Below are 26,654 nucleotides of genomic sequence, written 5' to 3' on the forward strand. Positions count from 1 at the left end.
CTTCTATACCAAGGTTATTACACTGTGACACGCTAGAAACTTAGCAGTGCTTCCAGATTCCCCTTACTCATTGAGCAGACGCTTTCGTAGTGGTTTCTAGATCTATACATGGCAAGGTCCGTAGGGGGACGATGAAGACTCCTGTGGGATGAAAATGACAGGGGAGACCCCGGAAGGCGAAGTCTGAGGAGGCTCCGCGCATTCCCACGGAAAGCGAAATCGTCCCCCGGAGGACCTTCCTCGAAAACCAATATCTCGAAACGGAGTCTTACGCAATCAGGAGCTTAACTGGAAGATCAATACGGAATTTTAATAGAGACAATTAATTGAGGAGTGAAATTATGACAGAACGTGATGCGGTTATTGTATCAGCGGTAAGAACAGCGATCGGTAAGCAGGGAGGGACATTGGCAAAAGTACCAGCTCATGTCCTTGGAGCAGAAGTGATTAAGGAAGCAGTCAAACGAGCTGGAGTCGACGTGGATATGATTGAAGATGTGATTATGGGCAACGTGTTAAGCGGTGGAGGCAATGTGGCGCGTCTATCGGCTTTACAGTCGGGGCTGTCTATTAACCTTCCTGGTTTAACAGTGGACAGGCAATGCGGCTCCGGTCTCAATGCGATTTATCTCGCTGCGCAGGCCATTCGAGCAGGCAGTGGTGATGTATATCTGGTGGGCGGCACGGAGAGTATGAGTCAGGCCCCTTACTTGATGGAGCGTCCGGAAAGAGCTTTCAGCCCGGTTCCTCCGAAGTTTAAGAAATCACAGCTGGCACCAAAAGAGATTGGTGATCCTCCGATGGGGATAACGGCTGAAAATCTTGCGGAGAAATACAGCATTCCAAGAGAAGAACAGGATCAATTCGCTCAGCAAAGCCAGCAAAGAATGGGGATGGCGATAGAGGAAGGACGGTTTGAGGAGCAGATCGTACCGCTTGAGATACCCGTTCGAAAAGGCGCCCCCATTGAATTTAAGGTAGATGAACACCCAAGACCCGATTCAACCGTGGAGGGTATGGCTAAATTACGTCCGGCTTTTCTTGAAGAAGGAACGGTAACCGCTGGAAACAGCTCTGGTTTAAATGATGCTGCTTCTGCTTTGATGGTTATGTCGAGAGAAAAAGCAGATGAAGCAGGCTTGACTCCATTAGCCACTGTGAAGGCTTGCGCCGTGGCCGGAGTAGATCCAAATATTATGGGAATAGGTCCTGTGCCTGCCACTCAGAAAGTATTGGAAGAGACGGGTCTTGGTCTGGATGATATGGACATTATCGAGATTAACGAAGCGTTTGCTGCGCAGGTACTTGCTTGTAATAAAGAAATGGAGATGGATCTTGAGAAAGTGAATGTTAATGGAGGAGCGATTGCTCACGGGCACCCTCTTGGAGCGACAGGAGCCATTCTTGCAACTAAAGCCATTTATGAACTGAAACGAAGTGGTGGTCAATACGCTTTAGTTACAGCTTGCATCGGCGGTGGTCAGGGAATTGCCATGATTCTTGAACGTGGATGAAATCCGTCGTTTTTGTGTGATTTAGGAATGTTATAATAACGTATCATCCCTAAACGAGAGGACAATGCAGCGATGAAACAGAAAATGATTGATGTCAGCATTCATCTATTTGACAAAAAAGGCTTCACGGAAACGTCGATTCAGGAAATCGTGGACGAACTGGAAGTCACCAAAGGTACATTTTATTATTACTTTACCAATAAACAGGAATTGTTAACGACGATTCATTTAAACTTCATTGAATTTCTCCTTAAAAAACAGGATGAAATTCTTCAGGATGAAGCAAAGGATTCCAGGGAAAAGCTGCGTGCGATGATTTATATGGTTCTGCAAAGTATTAACGAGCGAAAAAAAAGCGCGAGGATCTTTTTCCGTGAAATGCGTAATTTGGGGCCCAAGTACTTGGAGCAGAATGTTGAAAAAAGAGATCAGTTTCGTAAAAATCTACAGCAGCTTGTGGAAGAAGGTATTCGTAAAGGAGAGTTTCAGGAAGACCTCCATGCCGACATGGTTACGCGCGGAATACTAGGAATGACAAACTGGAGTTATTACTGGTATAACCCTGAGGGAGAGGTATCAGCTGAAGAACTCACAGACATTTATGTAGAGATCCTGTTAAATGGAATTAATAAAAGCGACTAACGTGATCGCTTCCCTTATTAAAGGGGTTTATTCAAAAGATACTAACCGGTTAGAAGGGGGGAGTGAAACTTGAATCATAAAATACGAGTGAGAGTCCGGTTCTGTGAAACGGATATGGCGGGGCACGTAAACAATACGAGTTATTTCATTTATCTAGAGGAAGCCCGGGGGAAATTCTTTCAGGAAGTGATTCCGGAGGAGCTGAACTCATCTGGCCAGTTCATTTTGGCTTCCACGAAGTGCGATTTCGTCAGTCAGGCCTATTTTGGGCAGGAATTGATCGTATCTTCCTGGGTATCACACATTGGAAACAGCAGCTTCTACTTTACTCACAGCATAGAAGCAGCCGACACAGGAGAACAGATTGCAGATTCGGAAGCCGTAGTCGTTCATTTTAATTATGAAGCGCAGAAAAGTGAAACGATCCCACAACATTTGCGTGATGCACTTGAAAGTCATCATGTTCAGAATTCATAAGAAGAAAGGAGAGGGTAATCATTTCTAGATTTAAAGGTACGATAGCTGTGGTAACGGGCGCGGGCAGCGGAATTGGCGAACAAACAGCTGCCAGGCTTGCCTCCGAGGGGGCTCAAGTTATTCTGGTGGGACGAACTGTATCTAAGCTCGAGCGAGCAGCTCAGCAGATTAATGATGGCCTGAGTAACCCCGCAGCTGATATTTTTCAGGCGGATGTGACGAAAGAAGAGGAAGTACAGGAGCTGGCTGATTTTATTGAGCAGAAGGCAGGAGACCTTCACATTCTTGTAAACAATGCCGGAACCTCAGGGAATTCTAGCATTCTTAATATGGAAGAATCAGAGTGGGACAGAATTCAGAACACGAATTTAAAAAGCGTGTATCTGGTTTCGAAAGCACTTGGACGTCTTATGATCAATAGTAAGGAGCAGGGTGAGGGAGAAGTCAATCGGTCGATCGTAAATGTCGCTTCCTTATCTGGACATAAAGCAGGGGCCAAGATCCCTCACTACAGCTCCTCCAAAGCAGCGGTCATCAATTTTACCAAGTCACTGGCGTTAGAGTTTGCTCCTTATGGGATCCGGGTGAATTCGGTTTCCCCTGGTTTTGCAGAAACTCCATTGACTGAAGAAGGATTAAAAAATAAGCGATTTGAAGAAGCCATTCAGCGCAATACGGCGCTCGGGCGGGTGGGGAGACCTGAAGAAATTGCAAAGGTGATTACTTTTGCTGCGTCAGACGAAGCTTCCTACATGACGGGATCAGATTTATTAGTAGATGGCGGATGGATGATTACTTAATTTTTTCTGAAAAAAAGAAAACGCTTACAAAAATTCTTTGGATTTGAACTTGAAAAAGGAGAGGTATTCATGAAAACGAAGCACTATGATTTCTGGCCGAAATTAACGAAAACGATTACCGTGCCGGAAACATCTATTTATGACAATCTTAAAGTATCTGCAGCTCGTTACCCCGATCACGAAGCGATTTATTATTATGGTGCAACGATGACATACCAGGAACTTCTGGCAGAGGTCGATAACCTGGCTTGTTATCTGCAGCAATACTTAGAAGTTACCAAAGGGGAGAAAATTCTATTATTCATGCAAAATTCTCCCCAATTCATTATTGGTTACTATGCGATCTTAAGAGCGGGAGCAGTAGTTGTCCCGATTAATCCTATGCTGAAAACAAATGAACTCGAATTTTACATTAAGGATGGCTCGATAAGAAATGCTTTGATCGGGCAGGAATTCCTGGAAGTGGTCGAGCCATTAGTGGAAAGTACATCGCTTGGACATCTGATTGTGGCTGCTTATTCCGATTATAAAGGGAACGAACTGGAAGATTATCTTCCGCCAGAAGTGTCTGCAGCAAGAGCGTCTTTAACAGGGGATCATCTTCATATATGGGCAGAGGCTCTGAAGCGTAAAGCAGAACCACAGGAGCAATCGGTGGCAGCGGATGACTTAGCGGTACTTCCTTATACCTCAGGAACGACGGGACTGCCAAAAGGGTGTATGCATACCAACCGCACCGTACAGGCGAACACCATTGGAGCTTATCACTGGGCTCGCGCGACTTCAGATTCAAGTACATTAGCTACTCTGCCATTATTTCACGTGACTGGAATGATTCACAGCATGCTGATGCCGATTTTCAGTGGGAATAAAATTGTCGTTATGACCAGATGGAACCGTGAAGCTGCAAGGCAGCTGATTCGCGATCAGCAATGCACACACTGGGTGACGATCAGCACGATGCTGGTTGATTTCCTTGCCAATCCTGATGTTAAGTCGGAAGATCTGAGCTCGCTTTATGCGATATCCGGCGGGGGAGCCTCTTTTCCAAAAGCCCTTGGAGAAAAGCTATACAATCTGACAGAACTTGAATTTGTAGAAGGATACGGCTTATCTGAGACCATTGCTCAAACCCATTTTAATCCGCCTGACCGGCCAAAGCTTCAATGTCTTGGCATCCCGTCTTTTAATGTGGATTCGCGTATTATTGATCCGGCGACCAATGAAGAAGTTCCAACGGGGGAGATTGGAGAGATTATTGTAAACGGCCCTCAAGTCATGCTTGGCTATTACAATCGTGAGGACGAAAATGAAAGCGCTTTTATAGATGTAGACGGCAAGTCCTTTTTCCGGACAGGAGATATTGGCCGCTGTGATGAAGAAGGTTATTTCTTTATCGTGGATCGATTAAAGCGGATGATCAATGCATCCGGGTTTAATGTATGGCCGACAGAGGTGGAGTCAGCTTTGTATGACCATCCCGCTGTTCAGCAGGCTTGTGTAGTGGGCGTGCCGGATCCGCGAAAAGGTGAAAATATTAAAGCCTTCGTCATTTTAAATGATGGATACGAAGGAGAAGTGACAGAAGAAGAGATTGTGGCCTGGTCCAAAGAACGGATGGCTGCCTATAAGTATCCAAGATTGGTGGAGTTCAGAAAAGAATTTCCTACGACCAATAGTGGGAAAATTTTGTGGCGTAAGCTTCAGGAGCAGGAGCGTGAAAAGGTGCAGGGCAGTTAAGGATTGATTGAATTGGTCAGGGAGTCCCAGGGACGATCTTTTGCTGTGTCACCTGGGGTTCCCGGACTTCAAAATCTGGTTAAAGGGGAAGTTCAATGGATATTTTAACTCAGCAGCTATTCAATGGGCTGACAATTGGCAGTGTTTATAGTCTGGTTGCTTTAGGACTGACACTCGTTTACGGCATCCTTCACATTCCTAACTTTGCCCATGGTGCTTTATACATGCTTGGTGCTTATATCACGCTGACCATGATGCTGTTATGGGGGATTCATTATTGGATAGCCATGGCAGTTTCTGTTCTTGTGGTGGGGCTGCTTGGGGTTCTTATGGATCGGCTGGTTTTTCACCCGCTTCGAAATGCCCCTCCGATCCACGATAAAATTGCGGCCATCGGAATGCTGTTGTTTCTCGAAGCATTTGCTCAATTGATCTGGGGAGCCGACTACCGCACCATGACCACGCCTTATGGACAAGTCATTAACCTTTTTGGCACAACGGCTACGATGCAGCGTGTGCTCATCAATGTCGGAGCCATAGCGGCCATGGTTCTGCTCTATCTGTTTTTGAAAAAGACGTATATCGGATCCACCATCATTGCCATGGCGCAAAACCGGGAAGGAGCACATTTGGTCGGAATTAATACAAATAAAGTCGCGATGCTTACCTTTATGATTTCCGGCGGGCTGGCAGCCATTGCCGCCTCGTTATCGGCTCCGATCAATCTTGTTTTTCCGGGAATGGGGCACCTTGTCATCCTGAAAGCCTTTGTCATTATCATCCTTGGTGGAATGGGCAGCATTCCTGGAGCTATCCTGGGTGGTTATATCCTTGGCTTTACGGAAAGTCTTGGCGCCACCTATATTTCTAACGATTATAAAGACCTCATTGCTTTTCTACTGCTTGTGATTATTCTTTCCATTCGTCCTAAAGGACTTTTTTCCAGGGAGGGTTTTTAAATGGGAGCATTTCTCAGGAAAAGAGGCTGGCTTATCGGATTTGTCTTATTGGCGGTTGTGTTTCCTTTTCTTTCGCAAAATGATTACTTTCTGCATGTGCTAACCCTTGCCTTCATCTGGATGATTGCAGTTTATGGACTGAATCTTCTGGCAGGTTATACGGGTTATCTATCCCTTGCCCACGCTGGATTTTTTGCCATTGGAGCTTACGCCTTAGGACTGCTGACGGTTAAAGCGGGTTTAAACTACTGGGTGGCTCTTGTGCTTGCCTGTGTGATTACGAGTGCCATCGGCTTTGTTGTAGGGTTAGTTTCTTTAAGAACCCGGGAACACTTTTTTGCCATTTATACGCTGTGTGTCGGGTATATCATCTACTTAGTGATCGATAAATGGGACAGCCTGACCGGCGGTGTACGCGGATTGATAGGAATTCCTGCACCCGCAGCCATCGGTCCGATCTCGTTTGAAACCCCACTCTCTCAATATTACCTGATTCTTTTTTTCTTGCTGGCTACGATTCTAGTTATGTACAGAATTGTCCACTCTCTTACAGGGCGTACGTTTATAGCGATTCGGAACAGTGAAGACCTGGCTCAGACTATTGGAATTTCTACGATGAAAAATAAGCTGCTCGTCTTTGTCCTCTCTACGTTTTTCGCGGGTCTGGCGGGAGCCTTGTATGCTTCTTTTATCAGGTTTATCGGTCCTGACATTGGATACATTACGATCATTTTTGATTTCCTTACCTACTTGCTTGTTGGAGGTCTCGGGACTCTTGCTGGTCCAATTGTAGGAACCTTTCTTATTGTCAGCGTCTCTCAATCTCTGCAATTTCTACAAGACTATCGGATGCTTATTTTCGGTCCGCTCTTAACCTTGCTGATTATTTTTTATCCAAGAGGAATTGCGGGTGCGTATCTTGACTTTCGAATGAAGAGAAAGGCGAAGAAAATGAAAGCCGTTCCGCCGAAGCAGCCTTCCTATGTTCGTCAGCCACAGGAAGATTCAGAGAAAAAGGTGAAGGAGGGGTAAGGAATGTTTATTGAAACCAGAAAGCTCACGAAGAAGTTTGGGGGACTGGTCGCCGTTAACGAAGTAGATTTCACGATTGAAAAGGGTAAGATCAACGCGATTATCGGTCCGAATGGGGCCGGGAAGTCTACGTTTTTTAACTTAGTAAGTGGGTCATACACACCAAGTTCCGGGCAGGTTTTTTATAAAGGGAAGGATATTACGAAGCTGCCTCCTAATAAGATCGCTACTTTAGGGGTAGCACGCACTTTCCAGACCACGAATCTTTTTGAACAATCCACCGTTCTTGACAATGTGATCGTTGGACACCGGCTCAGGACGCGCTCCAACCTGCTCGATGCAGTCCTGCGAACCAAACGTTATAAAGAGGAAGAGAAAAAGTGCCGGGACAAGGCGATGGAGGTTCTTGATTTCGTTGAATTGACGCATGTAAGGGACGAGCTTGCCTTGAATATATCCCAGGAAGAGAAGAAGCGGGTTGCTTTCGCACTTGCTCTGGCTACGGACCCGGAGGTTGTTTTTCTCGATGAACCGACTGCTGGAATCAATCCAGGAGAAACGGAAGGCCTGGCAGCTTTGATGGAAAAAATGGTCAAGCGGGGCATCACCGTATGCTTGATTGAACACAAAATGAAAATGATTATGAAGCTTGCCGACAAGATCATGGTTTTAAATTACGGCGAAAAAATTGCGGAGGGAACTTCTGAAGAAATCATGAACAACCAGGCTGTTATTGAAGCATATCTGGGAGGTGACGCCAGTGCTTGAGTTATCGAATGTGTCGGTGAAATATGGAAGCTTTGCGGCAGTTAAAGATATTGATATTCAAGTGGGAGAGGGAGAGCTTGTCGTTTTACTTGGTTCAAATGGAGCGGGTAAAAGTACAACGTTTAATGCTATCAGCGGACTTCAAAAACCAAGCGCCGGAGACATTATTTTTGAAGGAAAGTCGATCACGGGTTTATCACCAGATAAGATTGTCCAGGCAGGAATTGTGCAGTGTGCGGAGGACCGCAAGCTGTTTCCGCAAATGTCTGTCCATCAGAATTTAATTATGGGAGCCTATGTTCATCGGAAAAAGCGAAAACAAGTGAAAGAATCCATTTCCGAAGTCTATGAACTTTTCCCGATTTTACAAGAGAAAAAAGAAAATGCTGCCGGATCGTTGAGTGGAGGTCAGCAGCAGATGCTCGCAATCGGAAGAGCCCTAATGTCCCGCCCCAAAATGATGCTTCTTGATGAGCCGTCCATTGGCCTTGCTCCTCTTATTGTAGAGCAGATGTTTGAGGTCATTCAGAAGATCAATAAGGATGGTACAACAGTTTTGTTAGCTGAACAGAATGCTTTTGCTGCATTAAAAATTGCGAACCGGGGCTACGTGTTTGAAAGTGGATCCATGGTTGTGCAGGGATCATCCGAAGAATTGTTAGCCAATGATACGGTTCGCAGGGCTTATATTGGAGCCTGAGGAACAATGAATAGAAGACAGTGGAGCAGCGTTCGGTCAAAGAGAAAACACCTATCCTTAAGGAGGAGATCTAATGAAGGTTTTCAGATTATCTGCTTTTCTGGTGATGCTTTCGGTTCTGTTTATGTTAGGAGGATGTATTGATAACCCGTCAAATTCAGCGTCTGGTGATGGGGGCGGAGAAAGTCAAACGGAATCAACAGAAGCGGAAGAGGGGGAAGAACTGGTCAATATTGGTTATACGGGACCTTTGAGCGGCCCGGCAGCCTATTATGGAGAACGTTCGTTGAACGGGCTGAAAATGGCTGTCGAAGAGATCAACAATAGTGGCGGGTTTGAGATTGATGGACAAACGTATAAGTATAATCTCGTTTCATTGGATGATAAATACCTGCCGAATGAGACGGCGGCTAATGCCAAACGTCTCCTTCAGGAAAATAACACGCCCATTATTTATACCCCGCACAGCGGAGGCGTAAAGGCCATGCAAGTGTTCAATGAAAAGGAAAACTTTCTTATTGGAGCCTATACGAGTGAGCCGGCAGTGACGGCGGAGGGCAACGAACTTACGGTCCGAATTCCACCGAGCTATGATGGATATATCGAACCTTTCACTACTTATGCTATGGACAACTTTGGTAAGAAAATTGCGGCTCTTCCAACGTCTTCTCAATACGGAAAAGATTGGACAGAGGCCCTGCTGCCACATTGGAAAGAGCAAGGGGGAGAAGTGGTCTATAATTCTTCCATCGATTTCTCTAAGGATACGGACTTCTTTACATTAGTTACAAATGCCTTAGAAGGCGATCCGGACGTGCTTTTTATTGGAGGCCCATCCGAGCCAACGGCTAAGGTAGCTAAGCAAGCAAGAGAATTAGGATTTGAAGGCGGGTTTATCGTGATGGACCAGGCCAAGCTGAATGAAATGAAAACCGTCACTGGTTCATATGAAATGCTGAATGGTGCAGTAGGTGTAACACCGCTTATAAATTCAGATTATCCAGGAACCGATGAATTTATTGAAAAATATAAAGAGAAATATGGAGAAGAGCCAGGATCTGAAGCTGGTTATCACTACGTATCAGTATATGCCTTTATGGAATCTATGAAAGCTGCGGGAACGGTGGAGGATCCATCAGCCATCCGCTCTCATATGCAGGAGGGACTGGATGCGATTCCTGAAGAGAAAGAAGTGTATACAATTAAGCGGATTGAAGAGGATGGAGGATTCACTACTGGTTTACGGATTGCGGCTGTCGAAAACGGTGAAATAGTCACGATTAACGTGAACGAGTAAGTCTGATTGAGCCAGTTGTATGAAAACACTACACCATATAGCTGGCTTTTTATACATAGACAGCGCTGAAAGGAAGGTTGTAGTAAACGTTGTAATTCATTAGTGGCTTATTCCGCTAAAGGGCCGGATTGCGGAAGACTCAGTTTCGAGATAAGTTGAGGCCGTTATGATATGAGGAGCGGGCGGGGAAATAACTCGCTTTCCTATGGGGGAACGGTGAGCTTCCTCGCTCGTTTCACTCCCTGCGGGATCTCACCTAGTCCCTTCTCCCATGGGAGTCTCGCCATTTCCCCACCAACCCAGCCACAGGAGAATAACGAACCCTGCCAGAAGAGGGGGATTCTCTCCTTCGAAATAGGTCCTCAATGCTTCTATGACAAGCTTTTCCACATCGTCCTAGCATGAAAATACACGCCTTATCCCATGCTTTTTTCTTACCAAGCAAGCAGGGGGGTTATGTGGTTTCGAGTTTCTGATTCAGCTAGGTCCGTAGGGGGACGATGAAGACTCCTGTGGGATGAACATGATCGGTAAGATCCCGGAAGGCGAAGCCTGAGGAAGCTTACCACATGCCCACGGAAAGCGAAATCGTCCCCCGAAGGACCTCCTTCATAACCAACATCTCGAAATCAAGTCTTCAAGTAATGGTAGCTTATCTTTAAGAATCGACACTGAGAGTTTAACAGAGTTAATAGAAAAGGTAACATGAATTTTTCAGAGTGCATTAAATGAATATCTTTAGTAAACGTTTTACCTTCAATTATAAAGCGAAATGTTCCTGTTGAGTTAGGCGTTGATATTAATAAAACAAGGAGGAGATTTTAATGATGAATTTTGAATTAACGGAAGAACAGGAAATGGTTAGAAAAGTGGTTCGTAAATTTGTAGATCAAGAAATCAATCCCTACATTCAGGAATGGGATGAAAAGGGTCACTTTGAATCCTCAATTATGAAACGTCTCGCAGACCTTGATCTGATGGGAGTTTATATTCCTGAACAGTACGGAGGGAGTGGAATGGATTACAATACGCTCGCGATTGTTTGTGAAGAATTAGAGCGGGGAGATACTGCCTTCCGTACGGCTGTTTCCGTTCATACAGGTCTAAATAGTATGACACTGCTGCAATGGGGCAATGAAGCCCAGAAACAGAAGTACCTCATTCCGCAGGCAAAAGGAGAAAAAGTAGGGGCATTTGGATTAACTGAGCCCAATGCTGGATCCGATGTTGCCTCTTTAAAAACGACTGCCACAAAAGAGGGAGACTTCTACATTTTAAATGGGCAGAAAACGTGGATTTCTTTATGCGACCATGCAGATCATTTCCTCGTTTTTGCCTATACAGATAAAAGTCAGAAGCATAAAGGGATATCGGCTTTTATCGTGGAACGGACTATGACGGGATTCTCGTCCCAGGCTATTAAAGGAAAGCTTGGTATCCGGGCAGGGAACACGGGAGAGTTATTTTTTGATCATGTAAAGGTGCCGAAAGAAAATCTACTTGGAGAAGAAGGGGAAGGATTTAAGATCGCTATGGCCGCTCTCGATAATGGGCGCTTTACGGTGGCCGCCGGTGCATGCGGGCAGATTCTTGCGTGCCTTGAGGAAAGCGTGAAGTATTGCCACGAAAGAGAAACGTTTGGTAAAGAAATCGGCAAGCATCAGCTGGTCCAGCAGATGCTCGCTAAGATGGAAGCTGGCTATCAAATGTCCCGCCTCCTCGTATTTCGCGCGGGAGAATTAAAAAACCAGGGCAGACGGAACACGCGGGAAACGTCCCTTGCCAAATGGCAGGCCTGTGATTTTGCCAATGAAGCAGCGAATGATGCTGTTCAAATCCACGGGGCTTATGGCTATTCACATGAATATCCGGTAGAGCGATTTTTAAGAAACTCGAAAGCACCTGTCATTTATGAAGGTACACGGGAAATTCATACGGTCATGCAGGCGGAATACGTGCTTGGGTACCGGTCTGATAAGACTTTATCACGATCACTCCCGGGATGGCCTTATGATGAGGTGAAGGAAGAAGTGTAAAGAAGGGGGACTGTATGTGACGGACTTAGAAAAACGCCCATGGTATTCATCGTATTCTCCGGAAATGAAGACAGAAATAAACCTTCCAGAAAGGTCTCTCTATACACTACTTAAAGAATCGGCTCATGAATTCGGCGAGAGAACGGCAATCGTGTATGAAGATTGCCTGGTCACTTATCAGCAACTGAAAGAGAATGTAGACCGGCTGGCCGGAGCGTGGAATGAACTTGGATTAACGAAAGGCGAACGAATCGGACTGATGATTTCCAATCACCCGGACTATATCACGGCCTATTATGCTGCTCAAAGGCTTGGTCTGACCGTCGTTCAAATCAATCCGCGCTATACAAAAAGGGAACTGCTTCATATCATTGAAGACTCCGGTATGAACTATCTGGTGGCTGAGGAAAACAATCGGTTACTTGTTAATCAAGTAAAGGAAAAAAGCGGTATTACTCTAGTCTTTGTCTCAAAAGCAGAGCGAGATCTTCCTGAGTCGCTAGAAAGTCTTATAAACAAGGCGAATCCTCTGGAAAATGATATTCCTATCTCAGTAAAAGAGGATGTAGCTGTGATTCAATACACTGGAGGAACGACCGGTAAAATTAAAGGAGCTATGCTGACTCATTACAACTTAGTGGCTAATGTTGCTCAGAGCCACGCGATGTATGGAAAGCTAATGGGTAAAGGGAAGGAAATCGTCCTTGCTGCTACCTCTCTTTATCACGTGTATGCAATGACAAGTGCTATGAATCTGGGTATCTATCTTGGCGCCACAATTCTGTTAATTCCTGAATTCAAAGTAAATGATGTAGCAGAAAAAATTAAAAAGTATCAGCCTACTTTTTTTCCGGGTGTTCCAAAGATGTACAGTGCTTTTGTCCAGTACCCAAATATAGAATCCTATGGTCTCGATTCTCTAAAATTTTGTTCAAGCGGTTCCGCTCCCCTTCCAGTAGAGATTATTAAACGTTTTGAAAGTTTGACGGGTGCCGTAATTGGCGAGGGCTTTGGTCTTTCAGAAGCATCTCCTTCTACTCATCGGAATCCTGCGGGCGGTATACGAAAGATTGGAAGCATTGGTCTTCCTATGCCGGGTACGGATTGCCGGATTATAGACGATCATGATGAGATCCTGCCAGTAAATAGCGTAGGAGAGCTCATCATTAAAGGACCACAGATTATGAAAGGTTACTGGGGACATGCAGAAGAAACAAAGAACACGTTAAGAAATGGCTGGTTATACACGGGAGACCTGGCCATGTGTGATGAAGATGGCTACTTTTATATAGTGGGACGGAAAAAAGAAATGATTATTAATGGCGGATTTAATATTTATCCGCAGGAAATTGAAAGCGTTTTATATGAACATCCCGCTGTAAAAGATGCAGCGGTAGTAGGAGTTCCAGATAGGGATAAGGGGGAAATTGTAAAAGCCTATGTGGTCCTGAAAGAAGATTGCAAGGTCGAAATTAATGATTTAAAAGAGTACTGTTCGACTCGTTTCACCCGTTATAAAGTGCCCAGGCAATACGAGATTCGTGATGAGCTTCCGAGGAATACAGTGGGTAAGTTATTAAAGCGAAAACTGATAGAGGAAGAAAAAAGTAAGTCCAACGGGGGGAGCCCCCCGCATGCAAGTCCATATTAATTTTTTAGAAAGATGAAGTCCTTACAATTTTATAATTCAGAGGAGTGGTACAGTTGAATTTTAATTTTGATGAAGATATTCAGATGTTGAAGAACAGTGTGCGCGATTTTATTCAAACTGAAGTAGAAGCGGTAGCCATGGAGATTGAGAGAGAGAATAGAATTCCTGATCATATTATTGAAATGTCTAAAGAAATGGGGTTGTTTGGTCTCAGTATCCCGGAAGAATACGGTGGTCTTGGGATAGGGATGGTAGGGAAGTGTGCGTTGTATGAAGAAATTGGAGCCACTCATAATGGCTACACTACGCTGGTCGGAGGTCACACGGGGATAGGCACGGTCGGTATTGTAGAAATGGGCAATGAAGTTCAGAAACAAAAATATCTGCCGAAGCTCGCGCGAGGAGATTCGATCGGAGCTTTTGCCCTCACCGAGCCAAGTGCTGGTTCGAATGCGACAAATTTAAAGACCACCGCGGTTAAACAAGAAGATAAGTACATTCTTAATGGGACGAAACACTACATTACGAACGCCACAGAAGCAGATATTTTCACTGTAATGGCCGTCACAGATGCAAATAAAGGGGCAAAAGGGATCACTTCATTTATTGTGGAAAAAGATTTTCCGGGCTTCCAGGTAGGAGCTATTGAACCTAAAATGGGGCTGCATGGTTCTCATTCAGCCGAAATTATCTTAGAAGATTGTAAAGTTCCTATCGAAAATGTACTGGGACAAGAGGGGGAGGGGTATGTGAATGCCCTTAAAATCCTTGCGAACGGTCGAGCAGGGCTGGCCGCAAGAAATCTAGGCTCCTGCCAGAAGCTGCTGGACTTATCGATGCAGTTTACCCAGGAACGAGAACAATTTGGTGTACCGATCATTGAACATCAGGCTGTGGCCCATATGGTTTCTGAGATGGCAGTAGAAATCGAAGCGCTTCGCTCCTTTACGTACCGGATTGCGTGGATGGTGGATCAAGGTCAGAAAGTAATTAAAGAAGCAGCGATGCTCAAATTATATGGATCAGAAGTGTACAACCGGGTAGCTGATAAAGCTGTTCAGGTTCACGGCGGCATTGGTTACATATCCGATTATCCAATTGAGCGCTTCTTTCGCGATGCACGAATTACGAGAATTTATGAAGGAACGTCTGAAATTCAGAAAAATATTATTTCCAGCCAGTTGAAAAAGGAATACAGCTTGTGAACGGGAGAGGGGAGAATTTATGAAGGAACCGGTTGTGATTGTAAGTGCTGTCCGAACACCAATAGGAAAATATGGAGGAGCCTTTAAAAATCTATCCTCGGCCGATTTAGCTTCCATCGCCATAAGAGAAGCTGTTTCAAGGGCAGGTCTTTCCGTGGAGCAGGTGGACGAAGCGATTATGGGAGAGGTCCGGCAGACCACTCAGTCTTCTAATGTTGCCCGAGTCGCAGCTTTACGAGCAGGCATTCCTGAAGCTTCTCCCGCTTATACGATTAACCGGCTATGCGCGTCTGGCCTGCAAGCTGTAGCCTCCGGGGTTCAGCAAATTGATTTTGATCAAGCGGAGGTCATTGTGGCTGGGGGCACTGAAAGTATGAGTCAATCTCCAATCTATCTAAGAAATTCGAGATTTGGAGGTGATCAGCCTGTATTAATCGATTCGAATAAGGAAGCTGGACAGCAGCCGAAGGAAATCTATGGAGATGATCTTGGAATGGGGATAACGGCTGAAAACGTTGCCGAACGCTATTCGATTTCAAGGGAAGACCAGGATGCTTTTGCTCTTGAAAGCCAAAGACGGGCATCAAGGGCAATGGAGGAAGCAGTGTTCGAAGATGAAATCGTACCGGTTGAAGTAAGGGAGCGTAAAGAATCTTTCATTGTAGATCGTGATGAGCACCCCAGGCCTCAAACGACGTTAGATAAGCTAGCGAGGTTACGGCCCGCTTTCAAGGAAAATGGGACGGTAACGGCGGGGAATGCGTGCGGTCGGAATGACGGGGCGGCTGCCCTGGTGCTCATGAGGGAGTCCGAAGCAAGGTCATTTGGTCTGACGCCGATGGTCCGAATTACAGATTGGGCTGTATCAGGCGTTTCCCCTGAAGTGATGGGAATCGGCCCCATACCTGCTGTTAAGAAACTACTTGAAAAGACTTCTACCAAGATAAAAGACGTTGGTCTTGTAGAGTTGAACGAAGCCTTTGCTTCTCAATCCCTGGCGGTTATTCGTGAGCTCGGTCTGAATCAAGAACGAGTAAATATTCACGGTGGGGCAATTGCTCTTGGACATCCTGTTGGTGCAAGCGGAGCCCGAATTTTGACCACCCTTTTACATGCTTTAAAAAGAAGTGATTCACAAAGAGGGATTGCTACCTTATGCGCCGGCGGAGGCCAGGGAATGGCCCTGATGGTTGAAAAAATATAGGGAGGGGATTTGAGAGTGAGAGGTCAATCTTCTTTTTTTGAACACATAGGCTGTACTAAACATAAGGGTCGAGAAGGTGAAATTATTCTCACTCTTCAAGTGCGGCCGGAAATTCTATCGGCCGAAGGCACCATCCCCCCTGGTATATTCTCTAGCTTGCTCGATATTGTGATTGGTTCAACCATAGCAGAGTTAGTCCAGAAGCCGACCACAACAGTAAATTTAAATATCAATTATTTTGACTTTACGAATTGTGGACCATTTACAGCAGTGGGCACAATAATCTGGAGAAATGGAAAAGTGATTGCAGGAGAAGGAAGCGTAATGGACCGTGATGGAAACCTGACAGCCAGAGCGGCCGGGACTTTTAAAGTAATGAACCGGTCAATAGGGAGGCAAAGGCATGACACAGACAATTGATGAAGTACGTGAAAGTTTTGAAGCCAGTCCATTCTTTTCCCATATTGGGTTTGATATTATTCATTTCGAAGAGGGAAATGTTCTTCTGAACCTGCCTGTTCAGGAAAAGTTGTTCAATGTAAATGGCACACTGCATGGAGGCGTTCATGCGACCATGCTTGATTTAATTATAGGAATGGCTATTCGCTCTACGACTAAAACCCGGTGTACAACCATGAATTTAAATATTAACTATTTGGCACCTTCGGCAGGCGGCAGCATAACGGCAAAGGGGAGGATCCTGCAGCAAGGTTACCGGATTGTAACGGCAGAAGGAGAGCTATATGATTCTGAAGGGACTATGCTGGCAAAAGGAATCGGTACGTATAAATTAATAAGGGATAAATAAAAGCTCAGTCCAGGACTGAGCTTTTATTTATCTTCTATTATTTCCTTTAGCACGACCGCGTGATTATGTTCTTTATCTTTAGATCCGAAGAGGAGAAGTAAACGTTTATCCGCTGCCACTGCCTTCAATTCTTGAATTTTCGATTGTGCTTCAGAATTAGCCTTAATCTCTTTACGATAAGCTTCCTTAAAAGTATTAAATTTAGCAGGGTCATGGTTGAACCATTTTCTAAGATCCGGGCTTGGGGCAATTTCCTTAAGCCATTCGTCAAGTTCCGCATCTTCTTTGGAAATTCCTCTTGGCCAGACACGATCAACCAGTACCCTGTGGCCTCCTAAAGTTTTATTTTCATCATAAATCCGCCTTAATAAAATGGACAAAAAAATAACCTCCCCGGGGGGTGATTCTTTAAGGTCAGTTTCTCAATCTTCTATTAACCAGTTCCACGCTTCTTCCAACTGGTTCGGTTTATAATCCTGTGCCTTTAAACCTGGTAAATAATCTGCTGCCTGTGTGCCGATCTCTATCAGTGCTCTTTCAGTAACTACTGCGAATTTTGAAAACTGTCTCCATCGTTTTAAATTAACCTTTGTCCCTTCCCAGAAACCTTCAAGAGTGGAACCGTTAAGTTCAGGAACAAAGGCTAAAACTTTAAAATTTTGATCATCATCAAAATAGCCTTGTATATAATCATCAAGCATTCTCGCATCATGACCCGTTAATTTCTCTCTAATGTCTATTACTATAGTGGATGCGTCTCGACTTGAAAGAAACGTAAACATAGAAGACACCTGCTTTCTATAGTAGATTAGGTTCGTGTGTTTACCTGTTCCCATTGAGTCATTGTATAAACATAGTGCTATCGATAGAGTGAGGTTTTTTGATAGCTCTATTAAATCTCCAAGTTGATTCTTAAAGATAAGCTCCCTTTTCTGTAAGACTTGATTTCGAGATATTGGTTATGCGGAAGGTCCTTCGGGGGACGATTTCGCTTTCCGCGGGCATGTGCTGAGCTTCCTCGGGCTTAACAGCCCTGCGGGATCTCACCGATCATGTCCATCCCGCAGGAGTCTGCATCGTCCCCCTCCGGACCTGGCCAAATCAGAAACTCGAAACCATTTAAGACATCGACGGGTTCACGAGAAAAAATCATGGGATCATGAGGCTATTTTCAGCCTATACCGGTGTGGAATAGCCTGGCATAAAAGCATTTTGGACCGATTAAGAAGGTGAGCACCCTCTCTTATAAAAGCGTCCGTTATTCTTACTCGGCGGGGTTGGTGGGGAAATGGCGAGACTCCCATGGGAGAAGGAATTAGGGGAGATCCCGCAGGGAGTGTAACGAGTGAGGAAGCTCATAGTAAAAGGAGGATCGACTAAGGTCGCCACGTCCTGTGGCAACGTCGATCGACCCTACGTCGTGTAGGGCCATAGGAAAGTGTTCAAATGTGGAATCACCCCGAAAGACACGAACAGCATAAGCCGAGCATCAAAAGGACGGTGGTCTTTCCGTCCGTTGATGAACGGCTTATGTCTCGAGTGTCTGGGTGATGGAACAAGACGAGTTATTTCCCCGCCATCCCTATACCTATTAAGTAACGGACCCCGATTTATCTCGAAACGGAGTCTTCCACAATCCGCCAAAGTTAAGTTAAGCAATAAAAAAGAACGCCTGCTATTTAAATAGCAGGCGTTCTATAAATCCAATTATTGATTAATATACATATCGACACCAGGACCGAATGGAATGCCAAGCAGTGCAAAGGCAACTAACAGTACGACCCAGATGGCAAAAAAGATAATACTGTACGGAAGCATGAGGGAAATCAATGTCCCTAAGCCAGCTTTCTTGTTGTACTCCCGCATAAAGGCAAGAACCACGATGATATATGGGTTCATTGGGGTGATAATGTTTGTTGAGGAATCGGCAATACGATAAGCCGCTTGAATGAATGCCGGGTGATAGTCCAATAGATAGAACATCTGCAGGAAGATCGGTGCTTCAAGCGCCCATTGGGCAGATCCACTGAAGATTAGCAGGTTCATCAGTGCGGTCAGCATGGAGAAGCCAACAACGACCGGCAAGCCTGTCATATTCATAGCTTCAAGTGCATTCGCACCGCTGACAGCGACCCACGTACCAATGTTGGTCCAGTCAAAGTAAGCAATAAACTGAGCGGCCGCAAAAATCAGGACAATAAATCCGGACATATCCTTCATCGCATCACTCATAAACCCGGAAATATCGCGAGTAGATTCGATCTTTTTAACCGTCACACCATAGGTAATACCGATGGTGATGAAGAAGAATAGAATAATTGGAACAATGCCATCTAAGAATGGAGACGGAATAATACCGCCTTCTTCGTTTCTTAAAGCGGACCCAGGCCATGCAAGAGCAATAATAAGAATAGCGATAAAGACTAAGCCTGATATAACAGCATTTCTAAAACCTTTTTTCTCTAGTGTGGTACTTGCTTCCAATTCGTTTTCGGAACCTTTACCTTCGTATTTTCCTAAGCGGGGTTCAATAATTTTTTCAGTAACAAGAGCCCCTGTAATAGAGAGAACAACGACAGATACAATCATGAAATACCAGTTATCTACAGGAGTTACCACGATATCAGAGCCGATACTTTGCATAACCTCTGTTGAAATTCCAGAAAGCAGGGCATCTGTACCAGCAATAATAATGTTAGCTGTAAAACCGGAACCGACTCCTGCGAAACCTGCGGCTAAACCAGCCAGCGGGTGGCGTCCAATTGTATAGAAAACCATAGCAGCAAGAGGAGGCACAATAACGAAAGCGGCATCGGAAGCCAGGTTTCCTAATATTCCGACAAATATAACCGCATAAGTGATCAGTGATTTTGGTGCTTTCAAGATGGTACTCTTAATAGCTGTTTCCAGTAAGCCAACTTTATCAGCAAGGCCAATACCTAACATCATAGCCAATACAAGGCCTAGCGGCGCGAATCCAGTAAAATTATCAAGCATGGAAGTTAAGATATACTCAAGACCGTCACCTGAAACGAGACTCTGAATCGCAACTTCTTCCCCCGTACCGGGTTCTTCCACGGTGACTCCAAATAGGGAAACGACCCAGGAGAAGAGAATCGTAAATCCGGCCAAGTACACAAATAGCATGAACGGTTCTGGCAGCTTGTTACCGACTCGTTCAATAAAGTTTAAAAACCTTGCCATACCTTTACTCGTTTGTTCATTGTTGTTACTCATGTGCTTCACCCTTCCAATTAATTTGGGAAATTTTCCTTAATACTTCCGTTTTAAGCCAAAAACTGTGTAAACGTCATGAGTCTAGTAGCAAGAAGGGCTCTTCCTCCCTAAAAAGGGAGGAACTGAAAGACCTTCCTCGGCCGGCCTCGTTCACCGGATTGTGATTCACCGGCTTGCTCCACAATGCCGACACGTTCCATTTCGGATAAAATTCGTCTTCCGTTTCGTTCTGTGCTTTTCAGCCACCTGGAAAGATCCTGAGACGAAAACTGTTCACGTCCGTAATGTTTCACATAGGAGACTATTTTAGAGACGACGCCTGGGCTGAGGTTCGCATCTTTCAGCTTCTCTTTCCAGGCTTGCCCTACATCGGTCGTCTGATAATCAATCTGTTCTTTCTGCTGTTTAAGCGAAATTGATTGATCGTCATCGACCACCAGGATGACGGGTTCTTCGTACTCTTTAACGTGACGGAAACCAATTCTTACGTGCTGCTCTGCCTGAAGGACTGTTTCGCCAAACCCAATCGATACTTTAGCTTGAAGGTTCGTCTGAAGGCGGATATCCTGAATCAGGGTAAATAAATCGGCTTCTGATTCATGGCTTAGTTCTCCACGTGTTGTGAAAATGAAGAATAACCCATCGCCCATCTGCATAACTGAGCCATTGGTTTTCTCGGCAATAGAATAAAGCGCACGTCGGACATCAAGTTCCTGGTACTTCGTTTTGAAGGAGTAATAGAGTTCTTCTAAGTGTTCAGGATCCAGATTAATTCGGAAACCGATGACAGCTACCTGTGAATTACGATAGAGGTTTGTCTGCGCCCGTTCTTCAAGAAACTGGATAATCAGCTTTATCGATAAATAAGATGGAGTCACACGAAAAACCGGGATCCCTTTATCTTTTAGTTTCTGGTAAACATATTTGATAGAGGTAATAACGACTTCCGTCTTCCCTTCTTCAAATAATTGAGTGTGATAGTTAACGAGATCATCAGAACTTTGTCCACTTTTAAAAGGATGATTATAATAGGATAATTCCTCAAGCTGGTAATAAGAGAGAATCTTTTCAAACTCTTCACTTTCAATCGTATCGATACCGACTTTCCGGTACACTTGGTTTGAGGCCAATTGAGCCTCAAGGAGAATTCCGAAGAAGCTCGCTCCGTGAAGAGGAGGATAGGCTCCTTCATTTTCGGTAATCAATTCATTTTCGATCGCGTACGTATAATTCAAAACGCCTGAGAAAAACCATTGATCAACTTCATATCGGTGTTGAGTTAAAATGTCGCTTACTTCCGATAGCTGTTCATAGGAATAAGGAACAAATGTGATCGTCTCAAATTCCTTGGCTACATACATAATCTGTTGCAAGGAGTCATGAGGTGCAATGACTCCGATCGTTGTTTTCATGGCTTTTCACCTGTTTCAACTTTTAGATATTCAGCCATTACTCTGGCCCCTTTGGCCAGATCTTCGTTGGACGCGTATTCTTTCGGATGATGGCTGATCCCTTCTTCGCAAGGAATGAAGAGGAGACCAGACGGCCATTTTTCAGCCATATTCATAACATCGTGCCCGGCACCGCTATCCATTTCCATAGAGTTTAACTGGAGTTGGTCTACTACTTTTGCGAGCTTGCTTTGAAGATTCGGATCTAAGAATACGGAGTTATTGTTCACAAGTGTGTTGACGTGAACCTGTATTTTTCGTTTAGCTTCAATTTTCCTGCAAAAAGATTCAATTCGATCGGCCAGCTCTTTTTTCAAAGTGTCGTCCACGCTGCGGATATCAATTCCAAGCTCTACCTGACCCGGAATGACGTTCATCACATTCGGATGAAGCTGAACGGTGCTCACGGTCGCTACCAGAGGCACGTCCTGCTCTTCATTCATTTGGTTGGCTTGTTCTTCTACAAACGTGATAAGCGGCGCGATAGCTGCAAAAGCATCGGACCTTCGGTGCATCGGTGTTGTACCTGTGTGGTTAGCCATTCCTTCAGCTGTTATCTGCAGACGAATCGGACAGGCTACTCCGCGAACGATTCCGATATCTGCTCCGTTATTTTCAATCTGCGTGCCTTGTTCAATATGAAGTTCTAAAAAGCTTTCTAGTTCTTTCTCGCCTTTTTCAGCCTGATCAATCGTATCCCAGGATAAGCCGAATGATTCTACTGCTTCCTTAATGGTTACGCCTTCTGCGTCCTCAACAGCGGCCACATCATCTTTGTCGAGTAGTCCGCTGACAGCTTTACTGCCTATCGTGGATACACCGAATCTGGCTGATTCTTCTGAAGCAAAACAAATGACGCTTATATTTTTATGAGGAGTATAGTCTTCATCTTTCAGAAGTTTAATTGCGGCAAGGGCTGTCAATACACCAGCAACACCGTCATACCCTCCGCCGGAACTCACTGTATCGACATGAGACCCAAGAGCGACAACTGGAGCCTCCGTATCCGTTTTCCAGTCTGCCCATACGTTACCGGCCCGATCGGAATGAACATCAAGCCCAAGGTTTTCAGCAATTCGGCTAAAGGCCTGCTGGGCTTGTTTTTCCTCTTCCGTGTAGCTCAGCCTTGTAAATCCATTTTCATAATCCATCTCGTCTGTGAGATTTAATTCAAGTAGATGTCGATTCAGCCATTCTTCTAAGTTAGTCAAGCAAATGCCCCCCTTTTATGATGTGAATGTACGTATCCAGTGCTGTGGTTAAGACCTCTTCTTCAAAATCGAAGGAAGGGGAATGGTGATTATCTGGTAAATGAGTGCCGAAGAGCATATAAGTTGCCTGGCCGCCTTGGGATTGGACTTCATTCATCATGAAACTGGCATCCTCTGAGCCTGATACGCGAGCCACCGGAAAAACCTTCTGAATGTACTCACTAGGTTCGCAGACTTTTGAAATGTAGGTAGCAAGGGCATCGTCACAAATCATTTGCTCCGTTTCACCTACGAAATCAATGTCTACATCGACCTGGTGCATGTCCGCCGCAGCTTGAATCATACGTCTGGCTTCCTTTTGCATATAAGCATTTATGGCTTTCGTTTCCCCGCGTGTTTCGATTTCCAGAAAGCCGCGGTCCGATATAATATTACGTCCATTGCCGGCTATCAGTTTTCCTGCGTTCACCCGGCTGATGCCTTCACTGTGCCGGGGGATGGAATGCAATTGAGTCGCTGCCGTGGCTGCTGCGAGTAAGGCATTGCGCCCTTCTTCGGGTTTCATACCCGCATGAGAGGACTGGCCGTTAAAATGGGCGTCTAATTTCGCTGATGCCAGAAACCCTTTGGTGGTGGCCGCCACCGTTCCAACAGGCAGATCCTGAATTCCGATATGTCCGGAATAAAAATAGTCCACGCCATTGAGCCAGCCTTTGTCTGTCATCGCTCTTGCGCCTCGCCCGCCTTCTTCGGCCGGCTGGAACAGGAGGGTAAACTTCCCGTTTAAGTCTGAACTATTCTCCGCAATGAAATGAGCGAGTCCAAGGCCGATGGTGGTGTGTCCGTCATGGCCGCAAGCATGCATCACACCTTTATGTTTGGATACAAAAGAGTGTTTAGAAGGGAAGTGCTGTTCATCTTCAGCTTCTGTAATCGGCAAAGCATCGATATCAAAGCGGAAAGCAAGGTGGTCGCCGGCTTGTTCTGTATCCCAAACCGCGACTAATCCGGTGTGACCGCCTTTCATGTCTGCAAGCCATCGGTCATCTACGGACGCGGAAGCTACTATTTCCTTTTCCTGAAGCGTTTCTTCATCAGGAACACCGTATCTGGAATCGCTTTGTAGAGCATCTTTTCCTACATATAAAGTAAAGCCCAATTTCTCTAATTCCTGGCCAATGGTATAGGTGGTGCAGTATTCCATAAACCCAAGTTCAGGATATTTATGAAAGTGACGGCGCCATTCAGTTAATTTAGGCTGGATAGCCTGAATGAATGAATCGTTATGAGGCACTTCGGTCACCTTCTTTACTTTCAGCCAGGATTTGTAGTGTATCCAGTGCCACCTGGACTAGATAACGACTTCCGATCGGCAGGGCCTTTTCATTCAATTGAAAACCAGAATCGTGAAGTGGTTTTTGATTGTCGGCATCTTCAATTTGAGTGCCGAGCCAGATAAAGGCACCCGGATAGTGAAGCAGGAATCTGGAGAAATCCTCTCCGGCTAAAGCTGGATCGAGAGAAGGTGTTGCCTCTTCACCTAAAAGACGCTGGGCCGATTTGCGGGCTGTCTGAGCCCATTCTGGTGTGTTAATGGTCGCGGGGTAGCCATCATAATAAGTTACTTCTGCCTCTCCTTCGAACGCTTCGGCCGTCTGCTGAATGACCCTGTGGAAACGTTGTTTTACTTTTTCCTTCACTTCTGGTTTAAAAGTACGTACGGTACCTTCGAAAACCACCTGTTCGGGAATAACATTGTACCCATAACCGCCTTCAATCCGGCCAACGGTTACAACTGCTGAATCAAGAGGATTTACGTTCCGACTGACAATTGTTTGAAGACTAGAGATGATTTGATTGGTAATAATTAAAGCATCATTGCCATCATGAGGCATGCTCGCATGGCCTCCTCTTCCTTTAACAGTCACTTTAAATCGGTCGGAAGCTCCCATCATTTCTTTATCCCGAATACCTACTTGACCTACAGGGAGGCTTGGCCATACATGTTGACCGTAAACGACGTCCGGGGTGTATTGATCAAACACTCCATCGTCAAGCATAGGTTGTGAACCGCCGTAAGGAGACGTCTCTTCCGCAGGTTGGAAGACGAGTAAAACCGTGCCATGAAGGTCTTCTTTTTGCTGTTGAAGAGCGTAACCGGCGCCAAGCAGCATAGCCGTATGGGCGTCATGTCCGCATGCGTGCATCTTTCCGTCGTTTTTAGATGCGAATTCATGCTGGTTGGCTTCCTGGATCGGAAGGGCATCCATATCGGCTCTGAGCGCTACTGTCCCTCCCGGATGTCCTCCCTGGATAATTCCGAGAACGCCGGTATTAGCAAAGCCGGTTTGGAATTCAATACCGTATTCCGTAAGTTTCTCTTTTACTAAAGCAGATGTCTGATATTCCTGGTTGCTGAGCTCTGGATGCTGATGCAGCGTCCGGCGGATATTCAGAATATCGCTTTCTATAAATGAAATGAGTTCTTTTATATTGTTCAAAAATGTTCCTCCTTTAAATTAAGGACATTTTCCTTAAATGTTCCGTTAATAAGTAGTATAACAAAATATAAATAAATTTCATCCTTTTTCGACAAAAAATTTAGAAAATTTGAATAGAGTGGTTTAAAAAGGGAAAAAGCATAGTTTGGTACTTCTCGTTTGTTGTCTATACGGGAAGGCTTCCGAAATGATACATTTCATCTTACTCCGTAACCGCCTCTAATGGTATTATAGGAAAAGAAAGGGATAACTTGAGGTGGGATTGATGGATCAACGCAAAGTTTTCGTTTCCTTATTACTGTTGCATATGCTTGTTCTTTTCGGAATTATTGGATATATGATTACGGAGCAGCTTTCTTTTTTTGATGCTTTGTGGCTGGCTGTTGTATCCGTGTTAACCATTGGGTATGGGGATATTTCTCCAGATACAATGGCAGGCAAGATTTTAACCCTTATTCTCATTCCGATTGCAATTGGGGTAACAACTTATATTCTGGCTCAAGCGGCTGGAGCAATTATCAACGGTGAATTTTCCAATGAAATGAGGAAAAGGAAAATGAATCAAAAAATTAAAAACCTAAAGGATCACATCATTATCTGCGGGTTCGGCAGAGTGGGGCAGCAAGTCCTTCATCAGTTACATAAAGAAAGTCACTCGCTGGTAGTCATTGAATCAGATGAAGACGTGATTGCCCGGCTGCCAGAGGGGACGTTATGCATTACAGGAAACGCTACCGAGGACGAGATCCTGCTGCAGGCAGGGCTGGAGAGCGCAAGAGGGGTGGTTGTCACTCTCCCTAATGATGCGGATAATATATTTATCACCGTTACGGTAAAAGGGATTAAGCCTGACATCTATACGGTCGTAAGAGCTGAACGGAACTTTTCCGAAGAGAAGCTGTACCGGGCGGGTGCGGATAAAGTGATTAACACTTCAAACATAGGTGGAAAGAGAATGGCGACTGCCATTACGAAACCAATCAGCGTCGAATACGTGGAGACCGTGCTTCACGATCAGAGCAATGACTACAATATTGAGGAAATTCTAATCAGATCCACTTCTGTACTTATCGGTCAAACTTTAAAGGAAGCCAGGATCAGAGAAGAATATGGAGTGAACATTGTAGCTATTAAACGCGGGCCGGAGATCATTAACAACCCCGATGCTGCTAAAACGATAATGGAAGATGACCTTGTTATCGTTTTTGGAACTTCGGAACAATTGAAGCGGTTTGAAGGGGCATCCATGTGACCTTTGACAAAAAAGTTTGGGGCAAGGTTGACGAGGATTCATTCAGGTGCTATGATAGAAATTAATTATTCTTGTTCGTCTATGAATGAAAGAAAAAGTAACCTAGTAAGTCACTTTCGTCTAGAATGAATATGCAGAGCAATAATAGTAATACAATGTGGAGAAATTC

At 44.9% G+C, this 26,654-nt stretch carries 24 protein-coding genes; 17 read left to right on the forward strand and 7 right to left on the reverse strand.

The genetic code is table 11. The features are described 5' to 3' along the window. The first annotated feature begins 341 nt into the window (after positions 1-341). The 16 genes from ACTWP7_RS13155 (at position 342) to ACTWP7_RS13230 (ending at position 16,833) form a co-directional block, all read left to right on the forward strand. Positions 342-1,514: a thiolase family protein gene (locus tag ACTWP7_RS13155; RefSeq protein ID WP_443123573.1), complete on the forward strand. Its 1,173-nt coding sequence runs from the start codon at positions 342-344 to the stop codon at positions 1,512-1,514. A gap of 72 nt (positions 1,515-1,586) precedes the next feature. Continuing rightward, entirely contained in the window at positions 1,587-2,156 is a 570-nt protein-coding gene (locus tag ACTWP7_RS13160) for a TetR/AcrR family transcriptional regulator (protein ID WP_443123574.1), read from the forward strand. A 69-nt stretch (positions 2,157-2,225) separates the two neighbouring features. Continuing rightward, positions 2,226-2,633 carry an acyl-CoA thioesterase gene (locus ACTWP7_RS13165; protein WP_443123575.1) on the forward strand — a complete coding sequence of 136 codons (408 nt, stop codon included), beginning with the start codon at positions 2,226-2,228 and terminating at the stop codon, positions 2,631-2,633. 20 nt (positions 2,634-2,653) lie between these two features. Next, complete coding sequence (locus ACTWP7_RS13170; RefSeq protein WP_443123601.1) at positions 2,654-3,433, forward strand: SDR family NAD(P)-dependent oxidoreductase; 780 nt, start codon at positions 2,654-2,656, stop codon at positions 3,431-3,433. Between the two features lie 69 nt (positions 3,434-3,502). After that, positions 3,503-5,173 carry a long-chain fatty acid--CoA ligase gene (locus ACTWP7_RS13175; RefSeq protein WP_443123576.1) on the forward strand — a complete coding sequence of 557 codons (1,671 nt, stop codon included), beginning with the start codon at positions 3,503-3,505 and terminating at the stop codon, positions 5,171-5,173. 95 nt (positions 5,174-5,268) lie between these two features. Beyond that, positions 5,269-6,132 (forward strand): branched-chain amino acid ABC transporter permease, encoded by an 864-nt coding sequence (locus ACTWP7_RS13180; RefSeq protein WP_014641812.1) that lies wholly within the window; start codon positions 5,269-5,271, stop codon positions 6,130-6,132. Continuing rightward, positions 6,133-7,164 carry a branched-chain amino acid ABC transporter permease gene (locus ACTWP7_RS13185; protein WP_443123577.1) on the forward strand — a complete coding sequence of 344 codons (1,032 nt, stop codon included), beginning with the start codon at positions 6,133-6,135 and terminating at the stop codon, positions 7,162-7,164. Positions 7,165-7,167: 3 nt separating this feature from the next. Next, positions 7,168-7,932: an ABC transporter ATP-binding protein gene (locus tag ACTWP7_RS13190; RefSeq protein WP_443123578.1), complete on the forward strand. Its 765-nt coding sequence runs from the start codon at positions 7,168-7,170 to the stop codon at positions 7,930-7,932. Beyond that, entirely contained in the window at positions 7,925-8,632 is a 708-nt protein-coding gene (locus ACTWP7_RS13195) for an ABC transporter ATP-binding protein (RefSeq protein ID WP_443123579.1), read from the forward strand. Before ACTWP7_RS13190 ends, ACTWP7_RS13195 begins: the two co-directional genes overlap by 8 nt. A 73-nt stretch (positions 8,633-8,705) precedes the next feature. Next, positions 8,706-9,929: an ABC transporter substrate-binding protein gene (locus ACTWP7_RS13200; RefSeq protein WP_443123580.1), complete on the forward strand. Its 1,224-nt coding sequence runs from the start codon at positions 8,706-8,708 to the stop codon at positions 9,927-9,929. Between the two features lie 827 nt (positions 9,930-10,756). Then, entirely contained in the window at positions 10,757-11,965 is a 1,209-nt protein-coding gene (locus tag ACTWP7_RS13205; RefSeq protein WP_443123602.1) for an acyl-CoA dehydrogenase family protein, read from the forward strand. A 16-nt stretch (positions 11,966-11,981) separates the two neighbouring features. After that, positions 11,982-13,616 (forward strand): long-chain-fatty-acid--CoA ligase, encoded by a 1,635-nt coding sequence (locus ACTWP7_RS13210; protein ID WP_443123581.1) that lies wholly within the window; start codon positions 11,982-11,984, stop codon positions 13,614-13,616. Positions 13,617-13,669: 53 nt separating this feature from the next. Continuing rightward, positions 13,670-14,821 (forward strand): acyl-CoA dehydrogenase family protein, encoded by a 1,152-nt coding sequence (locus ACTWP7_RS13215; protein WP_443123582.1) that lies wholly within the window; start codon positions 13,670-13,672, stop codon positions 14,819-14,821. A gap of 19 nt (positions 14,822-14,840) precedes the next feature. Further along, a complete protein-coding gene (locus ACTWP7_RS13220) occupies positions 14,841-16,025 on the forward strand; it encodes a thiolase family protein (protein ID WP_443123583.1) in 1,185 nt (394 codons plus the stop codon). 15 nt (positions 16,026-16,040) lie between these two features. Beyond that, on the forward strand, positions 16,041-16,445 hold the full coding sequence (locus ACTWP7_RS13225) for a PaaI family thioesterase (RefSeq protein ID WP_443123584.1): 405 nt from the start codon (positions 16,041-16,043) through the stop codon (positions 16,443-16,445). Beyond that, positions 16,429-16,833, forward strand: coding sequence for a PaaI family thioesterase (locus ACTWP7_RS13230; protein ID WP_443123585.1), 405 nt, complete (start codon positions 16,429-16,431; stop codon positions 16,831-16,833). Before ACTWP7_RS13225 ends, ACTWP7_RS13230 begins: the two co-directional genes overlap by 17 nt. A 23-nt stretch (positions 16,834-16,856) precedes the next feature. Here the strand turns inward: ACTWP7_RS13230 and ACTWP7_RS13235 are convergent, their stop codons facing one another. From ACTWP7_RS13235 to ACTWP7_RS13265, 7 genes are all read right to left on the reverse strand, one after another. Further along, positions 16,857-17,213 (reverse strand): DUF488 domain-containing protein, encoded by a 357-nt coding sequence (locus tag ACTWP7_RS13235; protein WP_443123586.1) that lies wholly within the window; start codon positions 17,211-17,213, stop codon positions 16,857-16,859. A gap of 42 nt (positions 17,214-17,255) precedes the next feature. Then, a complete protein-coding gene (locus tag ACTWP7_RS13240; RefSeq protein WP_443123587.1) occupies positions 17,256-17,615 on the reverse strand; it encodes an STAS/SEC14 domain-containing protein in 360 nt (119 codons plus the stop codon). 925 nt (positions 17,616-18,540) lie between these two features. Further along, complete coding sequence (locus tag ACTWP7_RS13245; RefSeq protein ID WP_443123588.1) at positions 18,541-20,070, reverse strand: AbgT family transporter; 1,530 nt, start codon at positions 20,068-20,070, stop codon at positions 18,541-18,543. Positions 20,071-20,177: 107 nt separating this feature from the next. Beyond that, entirely contained in the window at positions 20,178-21,482 is a 1,305-nt protein-coding gene (locus ACTWP7_RS13250) for a hypothetical protein (protein WP_443123589.1), read from the reverse strand. After that, positions 21,479-22,732 (reverse strand): M20 family metallo-hydrolase, encoded by a 1,254-nt coding sequence (locus tag ACTWP7_RS13255; RefSeq protein ID WP_443123590.1) that lies wholly within the window; start codon positions 22,730-22,732, stop codon positions 21,479-21,481. The genes ACTWP7_RS13250 and ACTWP7_RS13255 overlap by 4 nt, the downstream gene beginning before the upstream one ends. Further along, on the reverse strand, positions 22,725-24,026 hold the full coding sequence (locus ACTWP7_RS13260; protein ID WP_443123591.1) for an amidohydrolase: 1,302 nt from the start codon (positions 24,024-24,026) through the stop codon (positions 22,725-22,727). The genes ACTWP7_RS13255 and ACTWP7_RS13260 overlap by 8 nt, the downstream gene beginning before the upstream one ends. Further along, positions 24,016-25,233: a M20 metallopeptidase family protein gene (locus ACTWP7_RS13265; RefSeq protein WP_443123592.1), complete on the reverse strand. Its 1,218-nt coding sequence runs from the start codon at positions 25,231-25,233 to the stop codon at positions 24,016-24,018. Before ACTWP7_RS13265 ends, ACTWP7_RS13260 begins: the two co-directional genes overlap by 11 nt. Positions 25,234-25,498: 265 nt before the next feature. Here ACTWP7_RS13265 and ACTWP7_RS13270 point away from each other — a divergent pair, with 265 nt between their 5' ends. Next, entirely contained in the window at positions 25,499-26,485 is a 987-nt protein-coding gene (locus ACTWP7_RS13270) for a potassium channel family protein (RefSeq protein WP_443123593.1), read from the forward strand. The last annotated feature ends 169 nt before the right edge of the window (positions 26,486-26,654 follow it).

Origin of the sequence: Halobacillus sp. B29, assembly GCF_052246755.1 — a bacterium.
GTDB lineage: Bacteria > Bacillota > Bacilli > Bacillales > Halobacillaceae > Halobacillus > Halobacillus halophilus.

Excerpts from the sequence above, each read along its gene's own strand:
- ACTWP7_RS13155 (WP_443123573.1), top strand. The coding sequence starts at position 342 with ATGACAGAACGTGATGCGGTTATTGTATCAGCGGTAAGAACAGCGATC.
- ACTWP7_RS13160 (WP_443123574.1), top strand. The coding sequence starts at position 1,587 with ATGAAACAGAAAATGATTGATGTCAGCATTCATCTATTTGACAAAAAA.
- ACTWP7_RS13175 (WP_443123576.1), top strand. The coding sequence starts at position 3,503 with ATGAAAACGAAGCACTATGATTTCTGGCCGAAATTAACGAAAACGATT.
- ACTWP7_RS13180 (WP_014641812.1), top strand. The coding sequence starts at position 5,269 with ATGGATATTTTAACTCAGCAGCTATTCAATGGGCTGACAATTGGCAGT.
- ACTWP7_RS13185 (WP_443123577.1), top strand. The coding sequence starts at position 6,133 with ATGGGAGCATTTCTCAGGAAAAGAGGCTGGCTTATCGGATTTGTCTTA.
- ACTWP7_RS13190 (WP_443123578.1), top strand. The coding sequence starts at position 7,168 with ATGTTTATTGAAACCAGAAAGCTCACGAAGAAGTTTGGGGGACTGGTC.
- ACTWP7_RS13200 (WP_443123580.1), top strand. The coding sequence starts at position 8,706 with ATGAAGGTTTTCAGATTATCTGCTTTTCTGGTGATGCTTTCGGTTCTG.
- ACTWP7_RS13205 (WP_443123602.1), top strand. The coding sequence starts at position 10,757 with ATGAATTTTGAATTAACGGAAGAACAGGAAATGGTTAGAAAAGTGGTT.
- ACTWP7_RS13220 (WP_443123583.1), top strand. The coding sequence starts at position 14,841 with ATGAAGGAACCGGTTGTGATTGTAAGTGCTGTCCGAACACCAATAGGA.
- ACTWP7_RS13230 (WP_443123585.1), top strand. The coding sequence starts at position 16,429 with ATGACACAGACAATTGATGAAGTACGTGAAAGTTTTGAAGCCAGTCCA.
- ACTWP7_RS13240 (WP_443123587.1), bottom strand. The coding sequence starts at position 17,615 with ATGTTTACGTTTCTTTCAAGTCGAGACGCATCCACTATAGTAATAGAC.
- ACTWP7_RS13245 (WP_443123588.1), bottom strand. The coding sequence starts at position 20,070 with ATGAGTAACAACAATGAACAAACGAGTAAAGGTATGGCAAGGTTTTTA.
- ACTWP7_RS13250 (WP_443123589.1), bottom strand. The coding sequence starts at position 21,482 with ATGAAAACAACGATCGGAGTCATTGCACCTCATGACTCCTTGCAACAG.
- ACTWP7_RS13270 (WP_443123593.1), top strand. The coding sequence starts at position 25,499 with ATGGATCAACGCAAAGTTTTCGTTTCCTTATTACTGTTGCATATGCTT.